We start from the raw sequence: 20,047 nt of genomic DNA on the forward strand, positions 1-20,047 counted from the left end.
ATCTATAAGATGATGCTTTTCAGCTGTGACACGTTTTGTGATAAAACGCTGTTTTTGCCTAAATAATCAAGTAGTGAACTGATTAAAAAGGTTCTCGGTTGGTCCTTTGATAATTCTTCACTTAGCAGTTCAAACGCAGAGAGGAGATCGTCCTTTTCTTCTCCGTTTGACAGTGTGTGAAGCTCTTGTTTGATCTTCGTTAAGTACGAGATGACAAGCTTTTCTTCATCATATTCATCCTGTGTGGAAAGCAAATAAGAGTCCATCAGCTCATCTGTTAGCACAGGCTCAATAGAGCAAGGCTTTTTCGATACACGGTCCATCACACCGATAATCATTTCAGCGGCATTTTCTAATTGGATGTTCTTGCGCTCAATCGCCAGCATTAAGATGAATTCTCTCATTAATCCGTTGAGGACAATGACAAGATCCCAGACGTAAGGCGCAACAGATTCACCATATGTGCTTAAAATAATGTCTCTGTGCCGCTGCATGATAATGGTGCGTGTCTCACGTAAATGCTTAATGACAATGGGCGAATGCTGTGAAAAAGCTTCAAAGGACAGCATATTCAAAAATTTATGATTCTCTTTAAACTCTTCAAGCTCAAGCTTGATCTTCTTTGTGAATTTTTCCTTTTTGGACAGCGTCGTTTCTGAATGAATGATCTGAGAAATCTCTCTCATTTTGCACTGATTGTATTTAATCAGTTCTAATAGAAGAGCTTCTTTTGAATCAAACAGTTTATAAATAGACGCTTTTGATATTTTACAGGCATCGGCGATTGACTGCATGGAGACACTCATATAGCCTTTTTGAGAAAATAATTTCTTCGAAACCCGCAAAATCTCTTCTTGCTTTTCGTTCATCTTCATAAGTCCTTTCCGAATCGGCAAAACCATATGGTCACAATGGAAACCGAGTGGTCACTTTTGCAATGATAACAAAACCAATGACCTATGACAAGAAAAGAAACTTAAAAAAATACCTATCTTATGACAGGTATTTTATCCTTCTGCATGTGCGGCATATATGATGATCTGTCCGTTAAGTTCGGCAATCAAAAGGTCGTTTCGCTCCTTGACAGAGTAAATCGCTGTCCCTTTTTTCAAATGGGTAGCCGTGCCATGATGAAAATGTTTGGCAGCAGTTTTCTGAATCACACCTAATTGCTGATCTTTAGTGACGGTTAATTGATGGGTCCAATCTACATTTGCTTCATAGACCGTTTTTCCCCATTGAAATAAATCTGCCTGTTCATCGAGAGCTAATACCTCTTCTGCACTAGGTCGTTTTGACTCAAATTGCTGAACAGATTGGCAAGCGCATAAGCTCGTTGCCAATAAGAGCATGAATAAGCAAGTCCATATTGTACGTGTCAAAAAGGTTCTTCCCTTCAAAATAGTGTCTATGAGTCATAGTCGTTTCCGCGTTACAATGTCATAGTCGAGTAACGAGATTGTATGTTAGAACAAAATACGATACATTTATCGTATGAATAATCCAACCCATCCAACCCAAGAAGACATGAGACTGATTTCTGTTTTGCACGCATTGGCTGATCCAATTCGGTTAGAAATTGTCCGCTGCTTAGCAGAAGCGGGGGAGAGGACATGCGGCACGTATGAGATGAATATTGCCAAATCTACGCTTTCCCATCACTTCAAAGTGCTGAGGGAGGCAGGCATTGTGAAGGTGAGAATTGACGGAAAACACCGCTACTATTCTTTAAGAAAAGAAGACATCGAGACCGCTTTTCCTGGGCTCATGTCATCCATTCTAGCCGTAGATAAAGAGCGGTGGTAAGCCAGCTGTCTAGTAGAGCAGCTGGCTGTTTTATTTCCCATAAATCGCCTCATACAGACGTTTTACCGCCGGCTCAATATCCTCTGGTCTCATATGAGAGAAGCCGAGGACGAGCGGAACAAAGCCTTCCTGATGCCCCGGTAATTGCTCATCAAGGGTAAAACGGTCCATTCCATACATTTTCAGCTTTCTTTCTTTGGCTCGCTGTAAAATCTCATGTTGCGTGCGGTTTGAACGGAACTCTGCGATAAAATGAAGTCCAGCATTTTCCCCAATAATTCGCACATTTTCAGCAAACACCGTGTCGAGCTCTTCAATGAGTTGCTTCCGCTTTTCCTCATATAAACCATTCATTCTTTTAATATGCCGCTGATACGCCCCGTCCTTTATAAAATGAAGAAGGGTGTATTGTGTAAAAAGGTTGGCTGTTTGAATGAAGAAGTGCTGTTCTTCCTTATAACGTCTCAATAAATGCTGCGGGAGCACCATGTAGCTTATTCTTAAGCCTGGCAACAATGATTTTGAAAAGGTTCCCATATAAATGACTTTGTCATATCGATCCAAACTTTGCAGTGCCGGAATGCTGTCTGTTCCGTACTTGAATTCACTGTCATAATCATCCTCAATAATATAACGGTCTTGCTGATCGGCTGCCCAGTTTAAGAGCTGAATCCGCCGGGAAATTGGCATAATCACTCCTGTTGGGAATTGATGTGAGGGGGTAATGATCAACACATTCGGCTCTTTCTTCTGAATGTCACTCATCCGTACTCCTTTTGGATCAATGCCAATCGTTTCAATTTGATGATGATTGCTTTTCAGCATTTGATAGAGCCGGCGATAGCCAGGGTTTTCTAACCCGTATACTTGATCGGCTGGAAGAATGCTTGATAACGAATGAATAAGTGACTGCGTGCCTGCACTTAAAATGAGCTGTTCTGGATAGCATTTGACTCCCCGTGCAAGCCCGATTAACCGGGCAATTGTTTCTCGAAGCTCGTACACGCCTTGTGGATGCGGAAGCTCACCAAATGCTTCTTGGTGGAGACTGATCGCCTTTTGTTCACTTTTCAGCCAGCTTTTAAAAGGAAAATTGGCTGTATCCACAGAGATATGTGAAAAGGAATACCAATCGTCTCGTGCAATTGGCTCTTCTTTTAAATCTGCTGGAAGGGAAGAGGGTTTCAGCTGACCTGACTCATGAAACGTTTCGAGTGATTCCACGAAGAAACCTTTGCGTTCAACTGAATATAAATATCCTTCGGCAAGTAGCTGCTGATATGCGCCATTCACTGAATTGACGCTGACATTTAATGTATCGGCTAACTCTCGTTTTGAAGGTAATTGATCGTGCGGCTGAAGGTTTCGATTTAAAATTTCACCTTTAATTTTCGTGTAAATTTGATGATAAATAAATCCGTTTGCCCCTGTTTGATCTAGTTGAATTGTCAGCATGTCGTCATTCCTTCCTCTCTGGTACCATGAAAAAAATGATATTGGTACTTTCTATCATACCAAAAAATATTCAGAATAATAAAAAAGACATAAAGGGGATGGATGACAATGAGTCAAACGACAACAAACCGTTTTTCAACTGAGGAATGGCAGGGGAAAAGAGATCAATACGTCGCAAGAGGCGTGAGTAATGGCAACCGTCATCTTGCAGCAAAGGGGAAGGGTGCCGAGCTATTCGATATCGATGGGAAACGTTTTATCGATTTTGCTGGCGCGATTGGTACGTTAAATGTAGGACATTCACATCCAAAGGTTGTGGAAGCTGTCAAAGCACAGGCAGACAGTCTGATTCACCCAGGCTTCAACGTGATGATGTACGAATCGTATATCGAATTGGCAGAGAAGCTATGTCACCTCACACCAGGTGACCATGACAAAAAAGCCATTTTCCTTAATTCAGGTGCAGAAGCTGTTGAGAATGCGGTGAAAATTGCACGTAAATATACGAAAAGGCAGGCCGTTGTGTCGTTTACAAGAGGCTTCCACGGCAGAACGAATATGACGATGAGCATGACGAGTAAGGTCAAGCCATACAAATTTGGGTTCGGACCATTTGCGTCAGAGGTGTATCAAGCGCCATACCCATATTACTATCAGAAGCCAGAAGGATTAAGCGATGCAGCCTACGATGAGTACATCATTGATCAATTCAATCAATTTTTCGTCGCTACTGTTGCACCAGAAACTGTTGCGTGTGTGGTCATGGAGCCAGTCCAAGGGGAGGGCGGATTCATTGTACCATCGAAGCGTTTTGTTCAGCATGTTGCTTCATTCTGTCAGCAGCACGGGATTGTGTTTGTAGCAGATGAAATCCAAACAGGCTTTGCAAGAACAGGGAAATACTTTGCGATTGAGCACTTTGATGTGGTGCCGGACTTAATCACTGTGTCAAAATCTCTTGCTGCTGGGTTGCCACTAAGCGGCGTTGTCGGCAGAAAAGAACTGCTTGATGCGGCAGATCCAGGGGAGCTAGGGGGAACATACGCAGGAAGTCCATTAGGCTGTGTGGCAGCATTAGCAGTTCTTGATATTATTGAAACAGAACAACTGAATCAACGATCTGAACACATCGGACAAGTCATTGAGGACAAAGCAAATCATTGGAGAACAAAATATCCATTCATTGGGGAAGTCCGCCGGTTAGGGGCAATGGCGGCAATTGAAATTGTGGAAGATCAAACAACGCGTACACCAGATAAGAAAACAGCCGCAGCGATTGCATCATATGGAAACGAGCACGGGCTGCTCTTATTAACGGCAGGGATTAATGGGAATATTATTCGCTTCTTAACACCACTTGTCATCACAGATGAGCTGCTTCAAGAAGGACTAGGGATCATCGAGGACGCCTTCAAAGCACGCTAAACAACAAAGGGGGATGGTTGTATGCAAAAACAACAAATGGCAAAAACCATGTCGCAGTCAGACGTACTGTTTTTATCCATTGGTGCAATGCTTGGATGGGGCTGGGTTGTACTTTCGGGAGATTGGATTTTAACAGCAGGATTTTTAGGTAGTGTCATCGCCTTTGTCATCGGCGGTATTCTCGTCATCTTTATTGGACTCACGTATGCTGAGCTTTCGTCTGCCATTCCAGAGACGGGAGGAGGGCTTGTCTTTGTCCAGCGGGCATTTGGGATAAAATCCGCTTTTGTCTCGGCATGGGGCGTGCTGTTTGGTTATGTCTCGGTGATTACGTTTGAGGCGGTTGCACTGCCAACTGTTATTGATTATGTCATTCCAACACAGCATGTTGGCTTCCTATGGAATATAGGGGGATGGGACGTTTATTTTACATGGGTGTTGATTGGATCTGGTGGTGCTTTATTTTTAACAGCGCTTAACTATATTGGCGCCAAGCCAGCTGCTATTTTTCAATCTGTTTTTACAGTGGCCATTATCCTGACAGGTTTCCTTCTTTTAGGTGGCGCCACATTTAACGGAAATCTAGCAAACCTTGAGCCGATGTTTAAAGGCGGGGTTGGCGGTCTCATGGCAGTTTTAGTCATGATTCCCTTTTTATTCGTTGGCTTTGATGTCATCCCTCAAGTGGCGGCGGAGATCAATGCGCCAAAGAAAATCATTGGGAGGATTCTCATTATCTCCATCGTGAGTGCGGTCGTATTTTATCTGCTTATTGTCTTTGGAGTAGCTGCGGGGCTATCAAAAGGACAGCTTGAAGCCTCTTCCTTGGCGACAGCAGATGCGATGGTGCAACTTCTCGGTCATCAAGCATTTGGGACAGTGCTTGTCATTGGTGGTGTAGCAGGGATTGTGACGAGCTGGAATGCTTTTATCATCGGTGCAAGTCGTATTCTATATGCGATGGCGGAAAGAGGCATGATTTCCAAATGGTTTGCGTATATTCATCCAAAGTATAAAACGCCGACAAATGCCATTTTATTTCTTGGTGCTTTGGCTTTTTTCGCTCCATTATTAGGGCGCCCTGCCCTTGTATGGATTGTCAATGCAGGTGGTGTCGGGATCATTGTGGGTTACTTAATTGTGTCCATTGCCTTTATGAAACTTCGTAAAGCAGAACCAGAACTTGAGCGTCCATACCGCATTAAATATTGGCGGACGACAGGCGTTTTAGCCATCGGGCTGAGTCTCCTTTTTCTTTCATTTTATTTTCCGGGGATGCCGGCCTCCTTATCATGGCCAGCTGAATGGATATTGCTTTTAGGTTGGGCACTCATTGGGTATATACTATATGTAATGAATCCTAGAACGAAGGAGACGGTAGAGCATGACAAACGAACTCAAAGTGTATAATCCTGCAACAGGGGAAGAAATTGCTTCAGTTGCTCAGCATACAAAAGAACAAATTGAAGACGCCATTTCGCGCTCACATCAAGCATTCAAATCATGGGCAAAAACGTCAGCGCATGAACGTGCCAATATCATTCGCAAGTGGTTTGATCTCATGATTGAACATAAAGAAAGGCTCGCAAAAATCATCACGAAAGAGAACGGGAAGCCATATCAAGAAGCATTAGGGGAAATCGTTTATGCAGCTGGATATATAGAATGGTACGCAGAGGAAGCCAAACGTATCTATGGTAGAACCATTCCGTCACATACGACGAACAAACGACTTTTTGTCACAAAGCAGCCAGTTGGACCTGTTGCGGCCATTACACCGTGGAATTTCCCAGCAGCCATGATCACGAGAAAGGCAGCACCAGCACTTGCAGCGGGCTGTACCTTTATTGTGAAGCCTGCTGAAGACACGCCGCTGACGGCTATTGAACTTGTGAAATTAGGCCACGAAGCCGGAATCCCAGAGGATGCCCTGCAATGGGTAATCGGAGATGGAAAAGAAGTCGGTGAAATATTCACAGATAGCCCACTGATTCGCAAAATCACATTCACAGGCTCAACGCCAGTCGGAAAGCATTTGATCAAAAACAGTGCAAGTACAGTCAAGCATGTATCAATGGAGCTTGGTGGTCATGCCCCGCTCATCGTAGACAAAGATGCCAATCTTGAACTAGCTGTCAAACAAGCAGTGGCATCTAAGTTCCGTAATGCAGGACAAACCTGTGTCTGTGCCAACCGCTTAATTGTGCATGAAGACATTCATGAAGCATTTGCTCAAGTCTTTAGCAAAGAAGTCGAAAAGCTGAAAGTGGGAAATGGCTTTGAAGAAGGCACATCCATCGGCCCAATTATAAACAAGCGCGGCTTTGATAAAATTGTCAGCCAAATTCAAGATGCAGTCGATAAAGGGGCGAAAATCCTTGTCGGTGGAGATACGCATTTCGATGATGACAAGTCGTATTATTTTGTCCAGCCAACTGTTCTCACACATGTAGACCCTTCCATGAACATCATGCATGAAGAAACCTTTGGTCCAGTGGCACCGATTACGACGTTCAAAACACTAGATGAAGCAATTGAATTAGCGAATGACACACCTTTTGGTCTTGCAGCTTATTTCTTTACAGAAAATTATCGAACCGGCCTCTACATCTCAGAGAATCTTGATTACGGGATTATTGGCTGGAATGATGGGGGGCCATCGGCTGTCCAAGCACCATTCGGAGGAATGAAAGAAAGCGGAATTGGCCGTGAAGGCGGCATCGAAGGAATCGAGCCTTATTTAGAAACAAAATATGTATCTATTGGGTTAGACGAATAAATGTGAAAAAGACTGCCTGAGGAATCTTGGCAGTCTCAGCGTGTAGACAAACCATCGCATTCGTTGTCAGGTCTGCGCTTCGGTGCTCACGAATGTCAAATTCGCTCCGCTCCGGTGCTCGTCCTTCCTAGACTGCAAAGGTTTTCTATCACGCTGAAAAGAAGACAAAGGGCAATTTCGTCCTTTGTCAACTATCTGTGACTGCCTGAGAAATCTCGGCAGTCTTTTTTATGTTAAACAGCCGGCGGAAAGAGCTGCTCCACCGTTTCTTTTGTTTCTTTCAGAATTTCATGGATGTAATCTGCGGGTGCCTGCTCCATGCTGCTGAACAAAAGTCGTTCAACAGGCTCAATACCAATATAATTGAAGACTTCTGTATCTGCTGTCATGCGATGGGAGGCGGAAAAGATCAGGTTAGAGTCAAGAAAGGCCCTTGGTGCATCGTGCGTGTTGATAATAACACCTTTTTTATGTCGAAGCAGGTTTTCAATAGCCCCATGCTCGTTGATTTGATAAGCGAAGCCCTCAGAAAAAACACGTTCTACATAGCCCTTTAACATAGCGGGTAAGCCTGTCCACCAAATAGGAAAAATAAACGTTAGGACATCAGCTTGCTGAATCAGCTTCTGCTCTGTTTGAATGGCCATCGGGACATCCCCCTGTTTGATCGCAGCCTTTTCCCAAATGCTTAGTTCTGGCGAAAAACCAAGAGCATAAACATCACGAACAGTCACTTTATGACCATTGTTCAAAAGAGTACTAACAACAAGATCTAATAAGGTTTGATTTAAGCTTTGCTGGGGATGAGCAAATATAATGAGATGGTTCATCTTAAAGCCTCCTAGGTGGTCATGTGTCTCATTATGGCATGCGCGTTAATCCTATTCAATCCTATAATGGTAATAATAGGTTGGGAAAATGGTCTTGTGTTCAAGGTGAAAAGAAACAAAGCGATCGTTTCTATGAAAACGATCGCTTACGAATCAATTATTTTTTTCTAAAAGCAAGCCCAAGCGCAATGAGTGCTAAAACTAGAGCAGCAATGGACAACCCTAGCACAAGTGGTGAAGAAGAATTGGAGGCTGTTTCTGATGCCTTTTCTTCTTTAGGTTTTTCTTGACCATGGGAATCCGTTACCGTATTAGAGGCGACAATGTTTGTGATTGAATGCGGCTTATCAGCCTCTTTATCGCCAGTCCATTCAACGACCGTTCCATCCTTATAATATTGATATGCATCCCATGCAGCTTCGCCTGCTTTTTCAGGGTTTTTCGCTACAAAAACGAATTGCTGGAACTGTCCGGCAAGCACGCCTTTACCCGTTGCTTCCCAAGTTACTCTTGTCACCTTGCCATCTTTTTCTTCAGTTGACGTTTTCCAGCCGGGTACTGGCTCGTATTGCTGGAATTCTACGCCCTTAGGCATTGTGATGACAACCTTTGTTGTTGGACTGTCACTTTCAGAAGGTACTTTCAACGTGTATGTTTCCCACGCATTTGTCGCAGATGTATCCGGTTTAACCGTGACGTGCGCACTCACAGGAATCGCCAATAAAAATGAAGCGAGAAGCATTGGTAATAAAGCTTTAACATATTTTTTCATATGGTATGAACTCCTTTTAGTTTCTTCTAATAAATGTGGTATCGATATTTTCAAAAGAACCAGTTAACGCATGGATTTCAATTTTCCAAGTGCCTTTTTCATTTAACAAGAGGTTTTCAGCAGAGTAATGACCATTTTTTAATCGTTTCAGCTGAAATTCACTCGGTTTCTCTTCACCGAATAAGGCGACTTTATGGATCTTGGCCGACACAGATTGGATATCAGTGATCGTTTGTCCATCCTTTTTCGTAAATGCGACCTCGAATGTGTTTTTCCCCGGGGCATTCGGCGTTATGCTCATGGACACAATGTCACGATGCTCCACTTGGTTTGCGCCGAAGAACGGCTCAGGTGCAGGCGGAGGAGGACTTGGAATATTGGTAAACACAGCTGTTAATAACAAAATAGCGATTCCGATCATCCACTCAGCACGTAACGAAACGTTTCGTTTCTGTTTCTTTTCCCATCTGAGCATCAAGTAATGGACAAGCCCAAGAAGGCCCATCAAGATAAATAAACCAAGCTTGATTAAAAAGGTTCGTCCGTATGCTGATTCGAAAAGAGCATCAAACGATTGCAAAATAAAGATTGCATTCACAAATCCTGAAAACACAATGAGTCCAACAGAGAGCAGTGCCCAAGGGTGAAACGCCTTTAACGTATTTCTGATGAGCGGCTGATCTCCATTTGGCAGCTTCTTCAACAATAAAAGCACAATGGCTGTTAAACCACCGACCCAGATCGATGCAGAAACGAGATGGATAAAATCAAGTGACGTTGTCAGTATTTTATTATCAGTTGCTGCTGGGTGTCCGATTTGTGCTTTCAGCCAGAGAAGTACTGCGAATAGGAGCAGTGGAAACAACCATACCTGAAAAGAAGTAAAATCCCCTTTTTTCATCGCAACGATGCTCCAGATGGTTAGTAGAACAAATGACACCATGAGCATCATCCACAAACTACCGCCAGAAGTCGACGCAATGGTTTCTTGCAGAAGCGATGGCTGAAATGCTCCCAAAAAGGAAACGTCTGCCGCTGATTTGGTTTGAATCGGCAGCTGAAACACGAGAGCTCCGCCCATCATGATCAGTGACAATGTCAAAAGCCGTCTCATTCGTTTCGCTAATATAGGTGAAATGGCTGCCCGAAACCATAACAGTCCAAACAAAATGGTCCCGAGAAATAAACTAAACGACGTATAAAGAAAGGCTTTGTCTATGGTCGAGGCAACATCAATAGATTCGTTCGGTTGACCTTGATCTAATTGGTCAAAACCGCCATCCGCTTTGCCAATACTAAACGGGATCATACCAGAGACAGAGTGACCGTCTGCTGATACTGCATTCCACTGAATGGTATAAATCCCCTTTGGTAAATCCTTTTTTAAAGCAGCTTCCATGATTTTTTGATCTTTAATGACCGTATCTCCTTGATCCACACGATCCCCTTTTGCATTTAGCACCTTAATGGCATGAAATCCACTTTCGATTCCTTCACTAAATGTGATAGAGACCGAAGGAGGCTGCTTCTCCAGCTCTTCATTTGCAGCTGGATTCGAACTGACGACGTATGCATGGGCAAATGCTTCCTTTGGAATGAAAAAAGCGAACGTGATGATCAGAAGCAGAAGCCACTTACTATGTTTCAACAAGGTAATAACCGCCTTTCTACCTTTGAAAATGTCTCATGTATCAGAAAGAAAGCGGCAGTAAACTGTGAGTCACAGAAAAAACCGCTCCTCCTATTGTGCCGCTCACTCTAAAAGGTAAACGAAACAAACAGCAAGATGGTTCACTTTTTCTGTGTCATGTCTGCGCAGACATTTCTTGATTGAATAAGTTTGATCATGTATAAGCCTATTCGATTTAAGAAGAGGAAACAAGAAGTGACGATTTAAAAGTTGTGAAATTCCGATGAATTTTGCGTCAAAACCACGGCACGTCAACCTTTTTACCCGGATTTCCCTATGCTCTGAAAGAGAATTCATATCATATTTCAATTTTGTCACACACTAAGTGACAAAGTGACATTTAGTTTCAATTGAAGGGAAAGTGAAAGCGTTTTACGATAGGGGTAAGGGCTTCACTGACACTTGTTCTTATATCTTTTGACCTATAAAGCCCTCAATAAAGGGAGAGAAGAAAGGAGTTTTCATAGATGCAGGAAAAAAGCGGATTTCGCGTAAAAGTACAGCGCTTTGGAAGCTATTTAAGCGGCATGATTATGCCGAATATTGGAGCATTTATCGCTTGGGGACTCATTACGGCACTGTTTATTCCGAGTGGCTATTTGCCAAATGAACAGTTAGCTACACTTGTGGGCCCAATGATCAACTACTTACTGCCGCTCTTAATCGGTTACACAGGCGGTAAACTCGTATACGACCATCGAGGCGGGGTACTCGGTGCAACCGCAACGATTGGGGTCATTGTCGGGTCAGATATTCCGATGTTTTTAGGTGCCATGATCATGGGACCACTTGGCGGTTACTTGATTAAGAAAATTGATCAGCTCTTCAAAGATCGAATCAAATCGGGCTTTGAGATGCTTGTGAATAATTTTACGGCAGGGATTCTAGGTGCCATTCTTGTCGCGATTGCCTTCTATGCTATCGGACCAGTTGTACTTGGTCTAAATAAAGCCCTTGCGGCAGGTGTAGATATCATTGTGAATGCACATTTGCTTCCGCTGGCAAGTATTTTCATTGAACCAGCAAAAGTCTTGTTCTTAAACAATGCGATTAACCAAGGAATCTTAGGTCCGTTAGGGGTAGAGCAAGCGGCGAAGACAGGGCAGTCTGTTCTGTTCTTGCTTGAAACAAACCCAGGACCAGGTTTAGGTGTCTTACTTGCATACATGTTCTTCGGAAGAGGGAACGCAAAGCAGTCTGCACCGGGTGCGATTGTCATTCAATTTTTAGGCGGTATTCATGAGATTTACTTCCCGTACATCTTAATGAAACCAAAGCTTATTTTAGCGGTCATTGCAGGGGGAGCGAGCGGCGTTCTGACCTTTACCCTGTTAAATGCAGGCTTAAAGGCTGTGCCGTCACCAGGAAGTATTATCGCTCTTATGCTCATGTCACCAAAAGGCGGACATCTTGCTGTTCTAGCAGGTGTCGTCGTGGCAACCGTCGTCTCTTTCCTTGTCGCTTCTGTAATTTTAAAAGCCTCTAAAGCAGTTGACGAGGATTTAACAGCAGCAACAGAAAAAATGCAGGACATGAAAGGGAAGAAAAGTGCAGCAGCAGCTGCTCTTACAGCTCAAAAAGAAGGTGCTGAAGCAAACGAACAAGCAGCATCTCCAAGTGATGTGATTCCAGATGACGTGAACAAAATCATCTTTGCCTGCGATGCAGGAATGGGCTCAAGTGCGATGGGCGCATCCATTTTAAAGAATAAAGTCAAAAAGGCAGAGCTTGATATTGATGTGACAAACACATCCATCAGCAACATTCCGAATGACGCTGATGTGGTCTTTACTCATAAAGATTTAACAGACAGAGCGAAGGCGAAATTGTCAGGCGCTGTGCATATCTCAGTAGATAATTTCTTAAACAGTCCGAAATACGATGAGCTGATTGAGAAATTGAAAAAATAACATGATGAAACGGGTTGAGTTCAATTTTTCTTCATTGAACTCCCCGTTTTGGTTGTTTTCCTGATTTTCCATTCTAAAAAAGGTGTGTGATCATTCATGAAACAAGTACTTTCAAAAGACAATATTTTTCTAAACGAACAAGCAGGATCGAAAGAAGAAGCCATCAAAAAAGCAGGCGAAGTCTTAGTGGCAAATGGCTATGTCACAAGTGATTATGTTGACAAAATGTTTGAAAGAGAAAATATCTCATCTACATTTATGGGCAATGGGATTGCGATACCTCATGGAACAGAGGATGCAAAAGCAGCTGTCCTTCATTCTGGGATTTCCATCATTCAAATTCCAGATGGTGTTGAATACGGCGAAGGAAATATCGCCAAAGTCGTTTTTGGCATCGCTGGTAAAAACAACGAACATCTCGATATTCTTTCTCAAATTGCGATTGTCTGTTCAGAAGAGGAAAATGTAGAACGCATTATCCATGCCAAGGATCAGGATGAACTGATCGCCATCTTTAACGAGGTGAACTAACATGAAGGCACTTCATTTTGGAGCAGGGAATATTGGCAGAGGGTTTATCGGATCTTTGTTAAAAACATCAGGTTTTGAGCTTGTCTTTACCGATGTAAATGAAGCGGTCATCAACGAGCTGAATGCACGAGGAGAATACACGGTTGAACTCGCAGCACCAGGTCAGAAGCAAGAAATAGTCGGCCCAGTGACAGCGATTAATTCTGCACAAGATCCAGCGGCATTAACAGAGGCTGTGGCATCAGCCGATTTGATTACAACAGCTGTTGGACCAGCTGTTTTGAAGATCATTGCTTCATCCATTGCAGAGGGACTAAAACAGAAAAACCCTGACCATATTATCAACATCGTGGCATGTGAAAATATGATTGGAGGCAGCTCTCATTTAAAAGAAGCTGTTTTCTCTCATCTCACAGAAGAGGAACAAAAGGCGCTGTCACAAACAGTTGGTTTTCCAAACGCTGCTGTGGACCGCATTGTACCGATTCAGCACCATGAGGATATTCTAAAAGTATCAGTCGAGCCTTTTTTCGAGTGGGTCATTGATGAGACTGGCTTTATCGGAGACGTTCCTCAAATTGACGGAGCAACCTTTGTACAAGATTTGACGCCGTATATTGAGCGCAAGCTCTTTACTGTCAATACAGGACATGCGCTAGCAGCTTATGTCGGGTATCAGCAAGGTGTTCAAACGATTAAAGAAGCCGTCGATACACCAGAGATTCGTCAGGTAGTTGAAGGTGCACTTCACGAAACGGGCAGTTATTTAATCGACACATACGGCTTTAAAAAAGAAGAACATGATGCGTATATACAAAAAATCATCAAACGATTCGAAAATGTTTTTATTTCCGATGAAGTCACTCGTGTCGCACGCTCTCCTCTTAGAAAGCTAGGAGCAGATGACCGTTTAATCGGTCCTGCGAAAAAGATGAAGCAGCCAGTGTACTTAATCAAAGGCATTGCTGCAGCTCTTGCTTATGACTTTGCCGAAGACGAAGAAGCGGTTCGTTTGCAGAAATTAAGAAAAGAAAAAGGCATTGAAGGTGTGCTAGAAGAAGTATGTGGCCTCACGCCAACAGATGATCTTTATCAAGCCATTCTGAAAGAAACAACTCGATAATCAGAAAAATCCCTTTCCAACGAGTGAAAGGGATTTTTTGATGACTTTTTTAATACTTTATCCCGTTTGACGATATATGAAGTAAGGGGGAATTTGTATATGAAAAGGAAAATGTTTGCATCAAGGAGTGTCTTTTTTCAATTAATGTCTGCCATTATCGTCATCACGATCTTAACCGGTGGACTTGTTGGGACAACGGGGTATTTGTTAGCGAAACATGTCTTAATTGATGCGGGGAAAGCAGATTTAAAGCACATCGTTAGCGGAGCAATGGCAACGCTTGAACAGTTGAATGATCGTGTAGAGAAAAAAGAACTGACGCTTGAACAGGCGCAGGAACAAGCCCGTATTTACTTGAGCGGTCCTAAAAATGACAACGGGAAAGGGTACCAATTTCAAAAGTCAGATTTTATCTATAAAAATAAAGGCTATCTTGTCGCATATGGAGCAGATTATTCCTCTCAAGTCCATCCCGTCAATGACATTGGCGTCATTCCAGATAACACGACCAATCGTGAAAAAATGGTCGCTGGAGCCAAATCAGAAGGTGAGGATGCACACTATGTGACCTATTTAGATAAGGACGATGCCACTGGGGAAGAAAAGCAAAAGCTTGCCTATATGAGCCAGTTCGCGCCATGGAATTGGAGTATCGGTATCGCCGTCTTTCAGGATGAATTTTATAAAGAATTAGAGCAGATGAAGCTCTATATGATGCTCATTACAGCAGGTGTCGCCCTTCTCAGTCTTGGCGTCTTTTATTTAGATGCTCGAGGAAAGGTCAGACTGCTCAAGCAAGTCACTGCTGCTTCAAAAGAAATTGCGGCGGGAAATCTTGAACGAACAAGTTTAAAAGAAACAACAGATGAAATTGGACAGCTGGCAAAAGGCTTTAATCATATGTCAGGAGAACTCCGGACACTTGTCAGCGGTCTACAGGAGACGAGCAGTCAACTCGTCGAATCAGCGACAGATTTATCAGCGATATCTGAAGAAACCTCAGCAAGCAGTGAGGAGATTGGACGAGCGATTGGTGACATATCGACTGGAACACTTCATCAGGCATCTGACCTTGATGTAGCCAATCAACAAATGACCCAGTTCAATCAATCCATTGAGAACGTCAAAGAACAAAGTGACCAAATTAAACGAATCTCTGACCAATCGAGTCAATCGTCGCAGCAGGGTCAGCAAATTGTTCAGCAATTAAAACAATCAAATGAACAGTCCATACAAGCGTCTCAAGGGATTAGAGTAGGCATTGAGCAATTAAGTACAAAAGTACAGGATATCTCTAAAATTACAGATACAATTGAAAGCATTTCAAATGAGACGAATTTACTTGCGCTGAATGCCAGTATTGAAGCAGCACGCGCAGGAGAGCACGGCAAGGGCTTCTCGGTTGTGGCGAGTGAAGTGCGGAATTTAGCTGAGCAGACAAAACAGTCAGCAGTGCAAATTCAGCAAATGGTACAAGGCATTAAAGAAGAAACGACAGCAACAGCCGGCATGATGTCAAACACAATGGATCGTTTTGCTGAGTTAGATAAAGCGGTACATGCGACAGAACATGAATTCAATGCCATCTCTACGTCGATTTCACAAACCATCGTTGAAACAGACGCAATGGCAAAAGAACTGAATGCATTGCTTGAGCAAAACGACCTCATCACTAAAGCCATGCAAGGCGCAGCCCATATTTCTCAAGAAAGTGCTGCTGCAATTGAAGAGATCACCGCATCTACAGACGAACAAGTGACAGCGATCTCCAATGTGGCAAAAGCAGCAGAAAGACTCAATGAACTAAGCATCCGATTGAATCACGATATTGCGCGTTATCGTCTATAAACGATTTTGACTGAACGTCTCTTGTCAGGTACTATATAAAGAATCAAAACCTTGCTCACGCAATCAAAAGGAGTGGTCCGGTCATGAAAAAGAAAATATTGATGTTCTTACCTTGTGGCTATGGATACTCCACTGCTGTTTTCTTTTAGGATAGATAGAAATTGGTGAAGTCTGTCTACATGAAGAGAAATCTAGCAGAAAAATCAAAGTGAGTGAGGGAAATCAAATGGAAAAAATCACGAGGAAAAACCCAGAAAGTATGCCGAAGCCCGTTGGCAACTATAGTCATATCACACGAGTACCAAAGGGCGCGGGTTTATTTGTTACATCCGGTCAAGTCGGAACAGATATCGATGGACAAGTACCATCAAGTTTAAACGACCAGGTAACCAATACGTTTGAAAATATCAAAAAAATTCTTGAATCAGAAGGATTGAATGAAGAGCATGTCATCAAGGTCAATATATGGGCTACGGAAGAAATCGACTGGGATCATCTATATCCTCAGTGGGATACGATCTTTAAAACAGCTTACCCATCAATGACGGTTGCTTATGTATCAGCTTTAGGATGGCCTGAGCTGAAAATTGAAATTGAGCTATGGTGCGCCGATATATGATCAAAAAAAGAACAGTGCAAGCTGTTCTTTTTTACTTGAACCGAAACCGCTTTGTCATCCATGCAGCGATCAACGTAAAGACGGTGTAGATGATGACCCAAATAAGAAAGGATTCATTCCCGCCAATGGATGTGTACATGAGAATGACACTGGCTAACAGGACAATCAAAGTCGGCATCCAAACATTCTTCAAAAGCATTGTGCCAAAAATCCCAATCAGCACAGAAAGAATAGGGAAGCCAAATACAACGAATAAAATAAAAACAGCCATATGACAAACTCCTTTGAACAAGTGTTTACATGAAAAAATAAAAGATCGACACTGCCATGTGCGGAAGTGCAAAGATCATCATGAGAAAGGCCGTATCAAGACGCCACATGCGGTGCTCTTTCGTTTCAGAATGATAGGCGGCTCTTGTCTCATCTCCGCTTGTCCAAGCTCCCATTAGAAGCCCAGATATCATGATGCCGATCATAGAGATTCCACCACTGATCCATCCTATCCACTCATGGTGCTGCAAAATCATAGCGGCACTGCAAATGACAATCATTGAGCACACACCGGCGATAAAGGCATGTTTATTTCTCATGTTGTTCACACCCTTCAAAGAAAATTAGGAGACGGCATCACATATTTCAATGAAATGACCATCAGGATCAGCGACATAAGCGACGGTTTGCCCCCATGGTTTTTTTGCAGGTTCTTTAATGATCGAAACCCCTTTTTCCTTCATTGATGCAATGGTTTGTTCCACATCATCCACAACAAACCCAATTTCAAACGTTTGAGAGCCTTGATTGGCTTCTGGGACAGGTAATCCAAGCGCATCTTTGACATCCTGACGTGAGTTAATTGATAAGGTCACATCTCCAGTATCAAACTCAACATAGGATTCAACTCTGAGTTTCATAGGAAAGCCAAGTACATGTTGATAAAAATGAATACTTGCCTCAACATCGTTTACATATAGAATGGTATATTTCATTTTCATGTGGAAAACTCCTCTCTTCATATACGTGTCAAAACCGGAAAGGTTTCCCACTCAGTGTACCATATAGGAAATAAAGCGCGCTTTATTCCAAAAAAATCAATATATTTAGATCAATAGTCTTGAAAAACAAAAAGTGGTGACATATGATAAAAATGTAAAAATAGAAAAAATAGGGGGATTATTCATGTTGAAAAAAATCATGGTAGCTGTCTTGTCCTTAGGTCTTTTACTAAGCGTTACACAAGTCGACACCCACACTGCAGATGCAAAAACAGTCAAGTCCTACAAAAACTGCAAAGCGCTGAACAAAGTCTATAAAGGCGGCGTGGCAAAAAGCAAAAACACGAAAAACAAAGGCGGCAAAACAAAATACAAGCCGTATGCATCAAAAGCACTTTATCTTAAAAATAAGCACCTTGACCGTGATAAAGACGGCATTGCATGTGAACGCTAAGCCAATCTTAAGAGACCTGTAACCAGGTCTTTTTTCTATAGGATCAAACTCGTCCCTTTGTGCCATCTTCCTCTTTATATTAAAATAAAGATAGTTACAAAAAATGATACAAAGTGGGGTACTCAATTTGTCCATACAAGCTGATAAGAAAGACATCCGATTGATTGCCATTGATATGGATGGCACGCTGTTAAACAGTGAACACGTCATTCCAGAGGAAAACAAACAAGCCATTAAAGATGCTGAAGCAAAAGGAGTCCATGTGGTGATTAGCACAGGTCGTACACTGATGACATGCCGAGAGCTCGTTGAGCCGCTTAAGCTGTCTTCTTACCTTGTGACAGCAAATGGAAGTGAAATCTGGGATTCAAACTTCCAATTGATCGAACGAGATCTGCTGCATCCTGATCATGTCCAAATGATGTGGGATCTAAAAAACAGGTACGAAACCGATTACTGGGCTTCCACTGTGGATAAGGTGTGGAGAGGTGAATTCCCAGAACGAATTCATGACCATGAATGGTTGAAATTTGGCTTTGATATTCATGATGATGACGTTCGTGAGGAAGTACTCAATACATTGAAAACAAATGAGCATCTAGAAATCACAAATTCAAGTCCGACCAATATTGAAGTCAATGCAGCGGGCATTAACAAAGCGGCAGCTCTTGCAAAGGTAGCGGAACGCATTGGCTGTACGATGGACAATGTCATGTCACTTGGCGACAGCCTAAATGATATGGCCATGATCCAAGAAGCCGGATTAGGCATTGCGATGGGAAATGCGCAAGAAGTGGTAAAAGAAGCCGCTGATTGGATTACAGCTCCTAACACAGAGCATGGTGTAGCAAAGGCGATCCAGCATTGGGTGCTGTCTAAATAAATAAAAAAACGAACGAGAGGTGAAATCCTCTCGTTTTTTTATTTCTCCTAGTTCTATTGTTATATTTTCTAACAATGTCATGTGCAATCTAGTCAAAATTGATATAATCAATATAAATTCGAATATTCGGACTTTATGTTCCGTTATTCGGAACAACAAGGAGGGATCCTATGTATCAAGTAGATATCAACTGTGATTTGGGAGAAAGCTTTGGTCCATATACAATCGGTTCAGATGAACAAATTTTAGAATATGTCACCTCAGCCAACATCGCTTGCGGTTTTCATGCAGGAGATCCCACGGTGATGAGAAAAACCGTCAGAATGGCACTAGATAAAGGGGTACAAATTGGTGCGCATCCGGGTCTGCAAGATTTAGTCGGCTTTGGCAGACGTCCACTAGCGATTTCAGCAGAGGAAGCCTATGATCTCGTCGTCTATCAAATTGGCGCTCTATCAGCCTTTCTCAAGGCAGAAGGCGGATCGATGCAGCATGTCAAGCCACATGGTGCACTGTACAACATGGCGGCTAAAAATACTGAATTATCTGAATCTATTGCGAAGGCTGTGTATCATGTCGATCCAAGTCTTGTATTATACGGGCTTTCAGGCAGTGAACTTGCGTTAGCAGGTGAGAGAATGGGTCTTCAAGTGGCACATGAAGTGTTTTCTGATCGAACCTATCAAACAGACGGGACGCTGACATCACGCCGTGAACCACATGCACTCATTGAAGACGATGAACTGGCAGTTCAGCAGGTTGTTCGTATGGTGAGGGAAGGGAAGGTTCATACCGTTCAAGGGGAAGATATCTCGCTTAAAGCAGATACGGTTTGTATACACGGAGACGGCATTCATGCGCTCCAATTTGCCAAAACCATTACATCTAAACTGAAAGAAGCCGGCATTCGTCTCAAGGCCTTTCAATAAA

Annotated in this window: 21 protein-coding genes; 12 read left to right on the plus strand and 9 right to left on the minus strand. The window is 42.8% G+C overall.

Going from position 1 to position 20,047, the window contains the following annotated elements; genetic code table 11:
• Nucleotides 1-2 precede the first annotated feature (2 nt).
• Both NKR21_RS02105 and NKR21_RS02110 read right to left on the minus strand, forming a co-directional pair.
• Nucleotides 3-869: a TetR/AcrR family transcriptional regulator gene (locus NKR21_RS02105; RefSeq protein WP_225970050.1), complete on the minus strand. Its 867-nt coding sequence runs from the start codon at nt 867-869 to the stop codon at nt 3-5.
• A gap of 138 nt (nt 870-1,007) precedes the next feature.
• On the minus strand, nt 1,008-1,382 hold the full coding sequence (locus NKR21_RS02110; protein ID WP_012008922.1) for a hypothetical protein: 375 nt from the start codon (nt 1,380-1,382) through the stop codon (nt 1,008-1,010).
• A 112-nt stretch (nt 1,383-1,494) separates the two neighbouring features.
• On the opposite strand from NKR21_RS02110, the gene NKR21_RS02115 reads away from it, so the two are divergent.
• Nucleotides 1,495-1,806 carry an ArsR/SmtB family transcription factor gene (locus NKR21_RS02115; protein WP_012008923.1) on the plus strand — a complete coding sequence of 104 codons (312 nt, stop codon included), beginning with the start codon at nt 1,495-1,497 and terminating at the stop codon, nt 1,804-1,806.
• A gap of 30 nt (nt 1,807-1,836) precedes the next feature.
• Here NKR21_RS02115 and gabR read toward each other — a convergent pair whose 3' ends face one another.
• Nucleotides 1,837-3,261, minus strand: coding sequence for a MocR-like transcriptional regulator GabR (gabR, locus tag NKR21_RS02120; RefSeq protein WP_144457036.1), 1,425 nt, complete (start codon nt 3,259-3,261; stop codon nt 1,837-1,839).
• A gap of 108 nt (nt 3,262-3,369) precedes the next feature.
• Between gabR and gabT the strand changes: the two genes are divergently transcribed.
• Genes gabT through NKR21_RS02135 form a run of 3 tightly spaced genes read left to right on the plus strand, consistent with a single transcriptional unit; the run spans nt 3,370 to nt 7,465 of the window.
• On the plus strand, nt 3,370-4,686 hold the full coding sequence (gene gabT, locus NKR21_RS02125) for a 4-aminobutyrate--2-oxoglutarate transaminase (RefSeq protein ID WP_012008925.1): 1,317 nt from the start codon (nt 3,370-3,372) through the stop codon (nt 4,684-4,686).
• 21 nt (nt 4,687-4,707) lie between these two features.
• Entirely contained in the window at nt 4,708-6,096 is a 1,389-nt protein-coding gene (locus NKR21_RS02130; protein WP_012008926.1) for an APC family permease, read from the plus strand.
• Entirely contained in the window at nt 6,071-7,465 is a 1,395-nt protein-coding gene (locus tag NKR21_RS02135) for an NAD-dependent succinate-semialdehyde dehydrogenase (RefSeq protein WP_144457035.1), read from the plus strand. The genes NKR21_RS02130 and NKR21_RS02135 overlap by 26 nt, the downstream gene beginning before the upstream one ends.
• 233 nt (nt 7,466-7,698) lie before the next feature.
• Here NKR21_RS02135 and NKR21_RS02140 read toward each other — a convergent pair whose 3' ends face one another.
• From NKR21_RS02140 to NKR21_RS02150, 3 genes are all read right to left on the minus strand, one after another.
• Entirely contained in the window at nt 7,699-8,295 is a 597-nt protein-coding gene (locus NKR21_RS02140; RefSeq protein WP_012008928.1) for an NAD(P)H-dependent oxidoreductase, read from the minus strand.
• Between the two features lie 157 nt (nt 8,296-8,452).
• Nucleotides 8,453-9,067: a YcnI family copper-binding membrane protein gene (locus NKR21_RS02145; protein WP_012008930.1), complete on the minus strand. Its 615-nt coding sequence runs from the start codon at nt 9,065-9,067 to the stop codon at nt 8,453-8,455.
• A gap of 16 nt (nt 9,068-9,083) precedes the next feature.
• A complete protein-coding gene (locus tag NKR21_RS02150) occupies nt 9,084-10,718 on the minus strand; it encodes a copper resistance CopC/CopD family protein (protein ID WP_012008931.1) in 1,635 nt (544 codons plus the stop codon).
• Between the two features lie 506 nt (nt 10,719-11,224).
• Here NKR21_RS02150 and NKR21_RS02155 point away from each other — a divergent pair.
• From NKR21_RS02155 to NKR21_RS02175, 5 genes are all read left to right on the plus strand, one after another.
• Complete coding sequence (locus NKR21_RS02155) at nt 11,225-12,667, plus strand: PTS mannitol transporter subunit IIBC (protein WP_144457034.1); 1,443 nt, start codon at nt 11,225-11,227, stop codon at nt 12,665-12,667.
• Between the two features lie 96 nt (nt 12,668-12,763).
• Nucleotides 12,764-13,198, plus strand: coding sequence for a PTS mannitol transporter subunit IIA (locus NKR21_RS02160; RefSeq protein ID WP_012008933.1), 435 nt, complete (start codon nt 12,764-12,766; stop codon nt 13,196-13,198).
• A 1-nt stretch (nt 13,199) separates the two neighbouring features.
• Nucleotides 13,200-14,321, plus strand: coding sequence for a mannitol-1-phosphate 5-dehydrogenase (locus tag NKR21_RS02165; protein WP_012008934.1), 1,122 nt, complete (start codon nt 13,200-13,202; stop codon nt 14,319-14,321).
• Between the two features lie 99 nt (nt 14,322-14,420).
• Nucleotides 14,421-16,169 (plus strand): methyl-accepting chemotaxis protein, encoded by a 1,749-nt coding sequence (locus tag NKR21_RS02170; RefSeq protein ID WP_144457033.1) that lies wholly within the window; start codon nt 14,421-14,423, stop codon nt 16,167-16,169.
• Nucleotides 16,170-16,395: 226 nt separating this feature from the next.
• The gene (locus NKR21_RS02175) at nt 16,396-16,788 is read left to right on the plus strand and encodes a RidA family protein (protein ID WP_119124415.1); all 393 of its coding nucleotides are present in this window, start codon (nt 16,396-16,398) and stop codon (nt 16,786-16,788) included.
• A gap of 31 nt (nt 16,789-16,819) precedes the next feature.
• Here NKR21_RS02175 and NKR21_RS02180 read toward each other — a convergent pair whose 3' ends face one another.
• The 3 genes from NKR21_RS02180 to NKR21_RS02190 are packed head-to-tail and all read right to left on the minus strand — an operon-like array spanning nt 16,820 to nt 17,780.
• On the minus strand, nt 16,820-17,059 hold the full coding sequence (locus NKR21_RS02180; RefSeq protein WP_012008937.1) for a DUF2651 family protein: 240 nt from the start codon (nt 17,057-17,059) through the stop codon (nt 16,820-16,822).
• A 25-nt stretch (nt 17,060-17,084) separates the two neighbouring features.
• Nucleotides 17,085-17,378, minus strand: a complete 294-nt coding sequence (locus NKR21_RS02185) for a DUF5316 domain-containing protein (RefSeq protein WP_012008938.1) — start codon at nt 17,376-17,378, stop codon at nt 17,085-17,087.
• 24 nt (nt 17,379-17,402) lie between these two features.
• Nucleotides 17,403-17,780, minus strand: coding sequence for a VOC family protein (locus NKR21_RS02190; RefSeq protein WP_012008939.1), 378 nt, complete (start codon nt 17,778-17,780; stop codon nt 17,403-17,405).
• Between the two features lie 184 nt (nt 17,781-17,964).
• Between NKR21_RS02190 and NKR21_RS02195 the strand changes: the two genes are divergently transcribed.
• The 3 genes from NKR21_RS02195 to NKR21_RS02205 all read left to right on the plus strand — a co-directional run bounded on the left by NKR21_RS02195 (nt 17,965) and on the right by NKR21_RS02205 (nt 20,046).
• The gene (locus tag NKR21_RS02195; protein WP_012008940.1) at nt 17,965-18,234 is read left to right on the plus strand and encodes an excalibur calcium-binding domain-containing protein; all 270 of its coding nucleotides are present in this window, start codon (nt 17,965-17,967) and stop codon (nt 18,232-18,234) included.
• 103 nt (nt 18,235-18,337) lie between these two features.
• A complete protein-coding gene (locus tag NKR21_RS02200) occupies nt 18,338-19,117 on the plus strand; it encodes a Cof-type HAD-IIB family hydrolase (protein WP_372585407.1) in 780 nt (259 codons plus the stop codon).
• A gap of 170 nt (nt 19,118-19,287) precedes the next feature.
• Nucleotides 19,288-20,046, plus strand: coding sequence for a LamB/YcsF family protein (locus tag NKR21_RS02205; RefSeq protein WP_119124416.1), 759 nt, complete (start codon nt 19,288-19,290; stop codon nt 20,044-20,046).
• Nucleotide 20,047 lies beyond the last annotated feature (1 nt).

Origin of the sequence: Bacillus sp. 1735sda2, assembly GCF_024159245.1 — a bacterium.
In the GTDB taxonomy this organism is placed as follows: Bacteria; Bacillota; Bacilli; order Bacillales; family Bacillaceae; genus Bacillus; species Bacillus pumilus_O.

Bases quoted from the DNA above. Each gene is read 5' to 3' on its own strand.
- NKR21_RS02105 (WP_225970050.1), bottom strand. From the start codon at position 869: ATGAACGAAAAGCAAGAAGAGATTTTGCGGGTTTCGAAGAAATTATTT.
- NKR21_RS02115 (WP_012008923.1), top strand. From the start codon at position 1,495: ATGAATAATCCAACCCATCCAACCCAAGAAGACATGAGACTGATTTCT.
- gabR (WP_144457036.1), bottom strand. From the start codon at position 3,261: ATGCTGACAATTCAACTAGATCAAACAGGGGCAAACGGATTTATTTAT.
- gabT (WP_012008925.1), top strand. From the start codon at position 3,370: ATGAGTCAAACGACAACAAACCGTTTTTCAACTGAGGAATGGCAGGGG.
- NKR21_RS02130 (WP_012008926.1), top strand. From the start codon at position 4,708: ATGCAAAAACAACAAATGGCAAAAACCATGTCGCAGTCAGACGTACTG.
- NKR21_RS02135 (WP_144457035.1), top strand. From the start codon at position 6,071: ATGACAAACGAACTCAAAGTGTATAATCCTGCAACAGGGGAAGAAATT.
- NKR21_RS02140 (WP_012008928.1), bottom strand. From the start codon at position 8,295: ATGAACCATCTCATTATATTTGCTCATCCCCAGCAAAGCTTAAATCAA.
- NKR21_RS02145 (WP_012008930.1), bottom strand. From the start codon at position 9,067: ATGAAAAAATATGTTAAAGCTTTATTACCAATGCTTCTCGCTTCATTT.
- NKR21_RS02155 (WP_144457034.1), top strand. From the start codon at position 11,225: ATGCAGGAAAAAAGCGGATTTCGCGTAAAAGTACAGCGCTTTGGAAGC.
- NKR21_RS02160 (WP_012008933.1), top strand. From the start codon at position 12,764: ATGAAACAAGTACTTTCAAAAGACAATATTTTTCTAAACGAACAAGCA.
- NKR21_RS02165 (WP_012008934.1), top strand. From the start codon at position 13,200: ATGAAGGCACTTCATTTTGGAGCAGGGAATATTGGCAGAGGGTTTATC.
- NKR21_RS02170 (WP_144457033.1), top strand. From the start codon at position 14,421: ATGAAAAGGAAAATGTTTGCATCAAGGAGTGTCTTTTTTCAATTAATG.
- NKR21_RS02175 (WP_119124415.1), top strand. From the start codon at position 16,396: ATGGAAAAAATCACGAGGAAAAACCCAGAAAGTATGCCGAAGCCCGTT.
- NKR21_RS02180 (WP_012008937.1), bottom strand. From the start codon at position 17,059: ATGGCTGTTTTTATTTTATTCGTTGTATTTGGCTTCCCTATTCTTTCT.
- NKR21_RS02185 (WP_012008938.1), bottom strand. From the start codon at position 17,378: ATGAGAAATAAACATGCCTTTATCGCCGGTGTGTGCTCAATGATTGTC.
- NKR21_RS02190 (WP_012008939.1), bottom strand. From the start codon at position 17,780: ATGAAAATGAAATATACCATTCTATATGTAAACGATGTTGAGGCAAGT.
- NKR21_RS02195 (WP_012008940.1), top strand. From the start codon at position 17,965: ATGTTGAAAAAAATCATGGTAGCTGTCTTGTCCTTAGGTCTTTTACTA.
- NKR21_RS02200 (WP_372585407.1), top strand. From the start codon at position 18,338: ATGATACAAAGTGGGGTACTCAATTTGTCCATACAAGCTGATAAGAAA.
- NKR21_RS02205 (WP_119124416.1), top strand. From the start codon at position 19,288: ATGTATCAAGTAGATATCAACTGTGATTTGGGAGAAAGCTTTGGTCCA.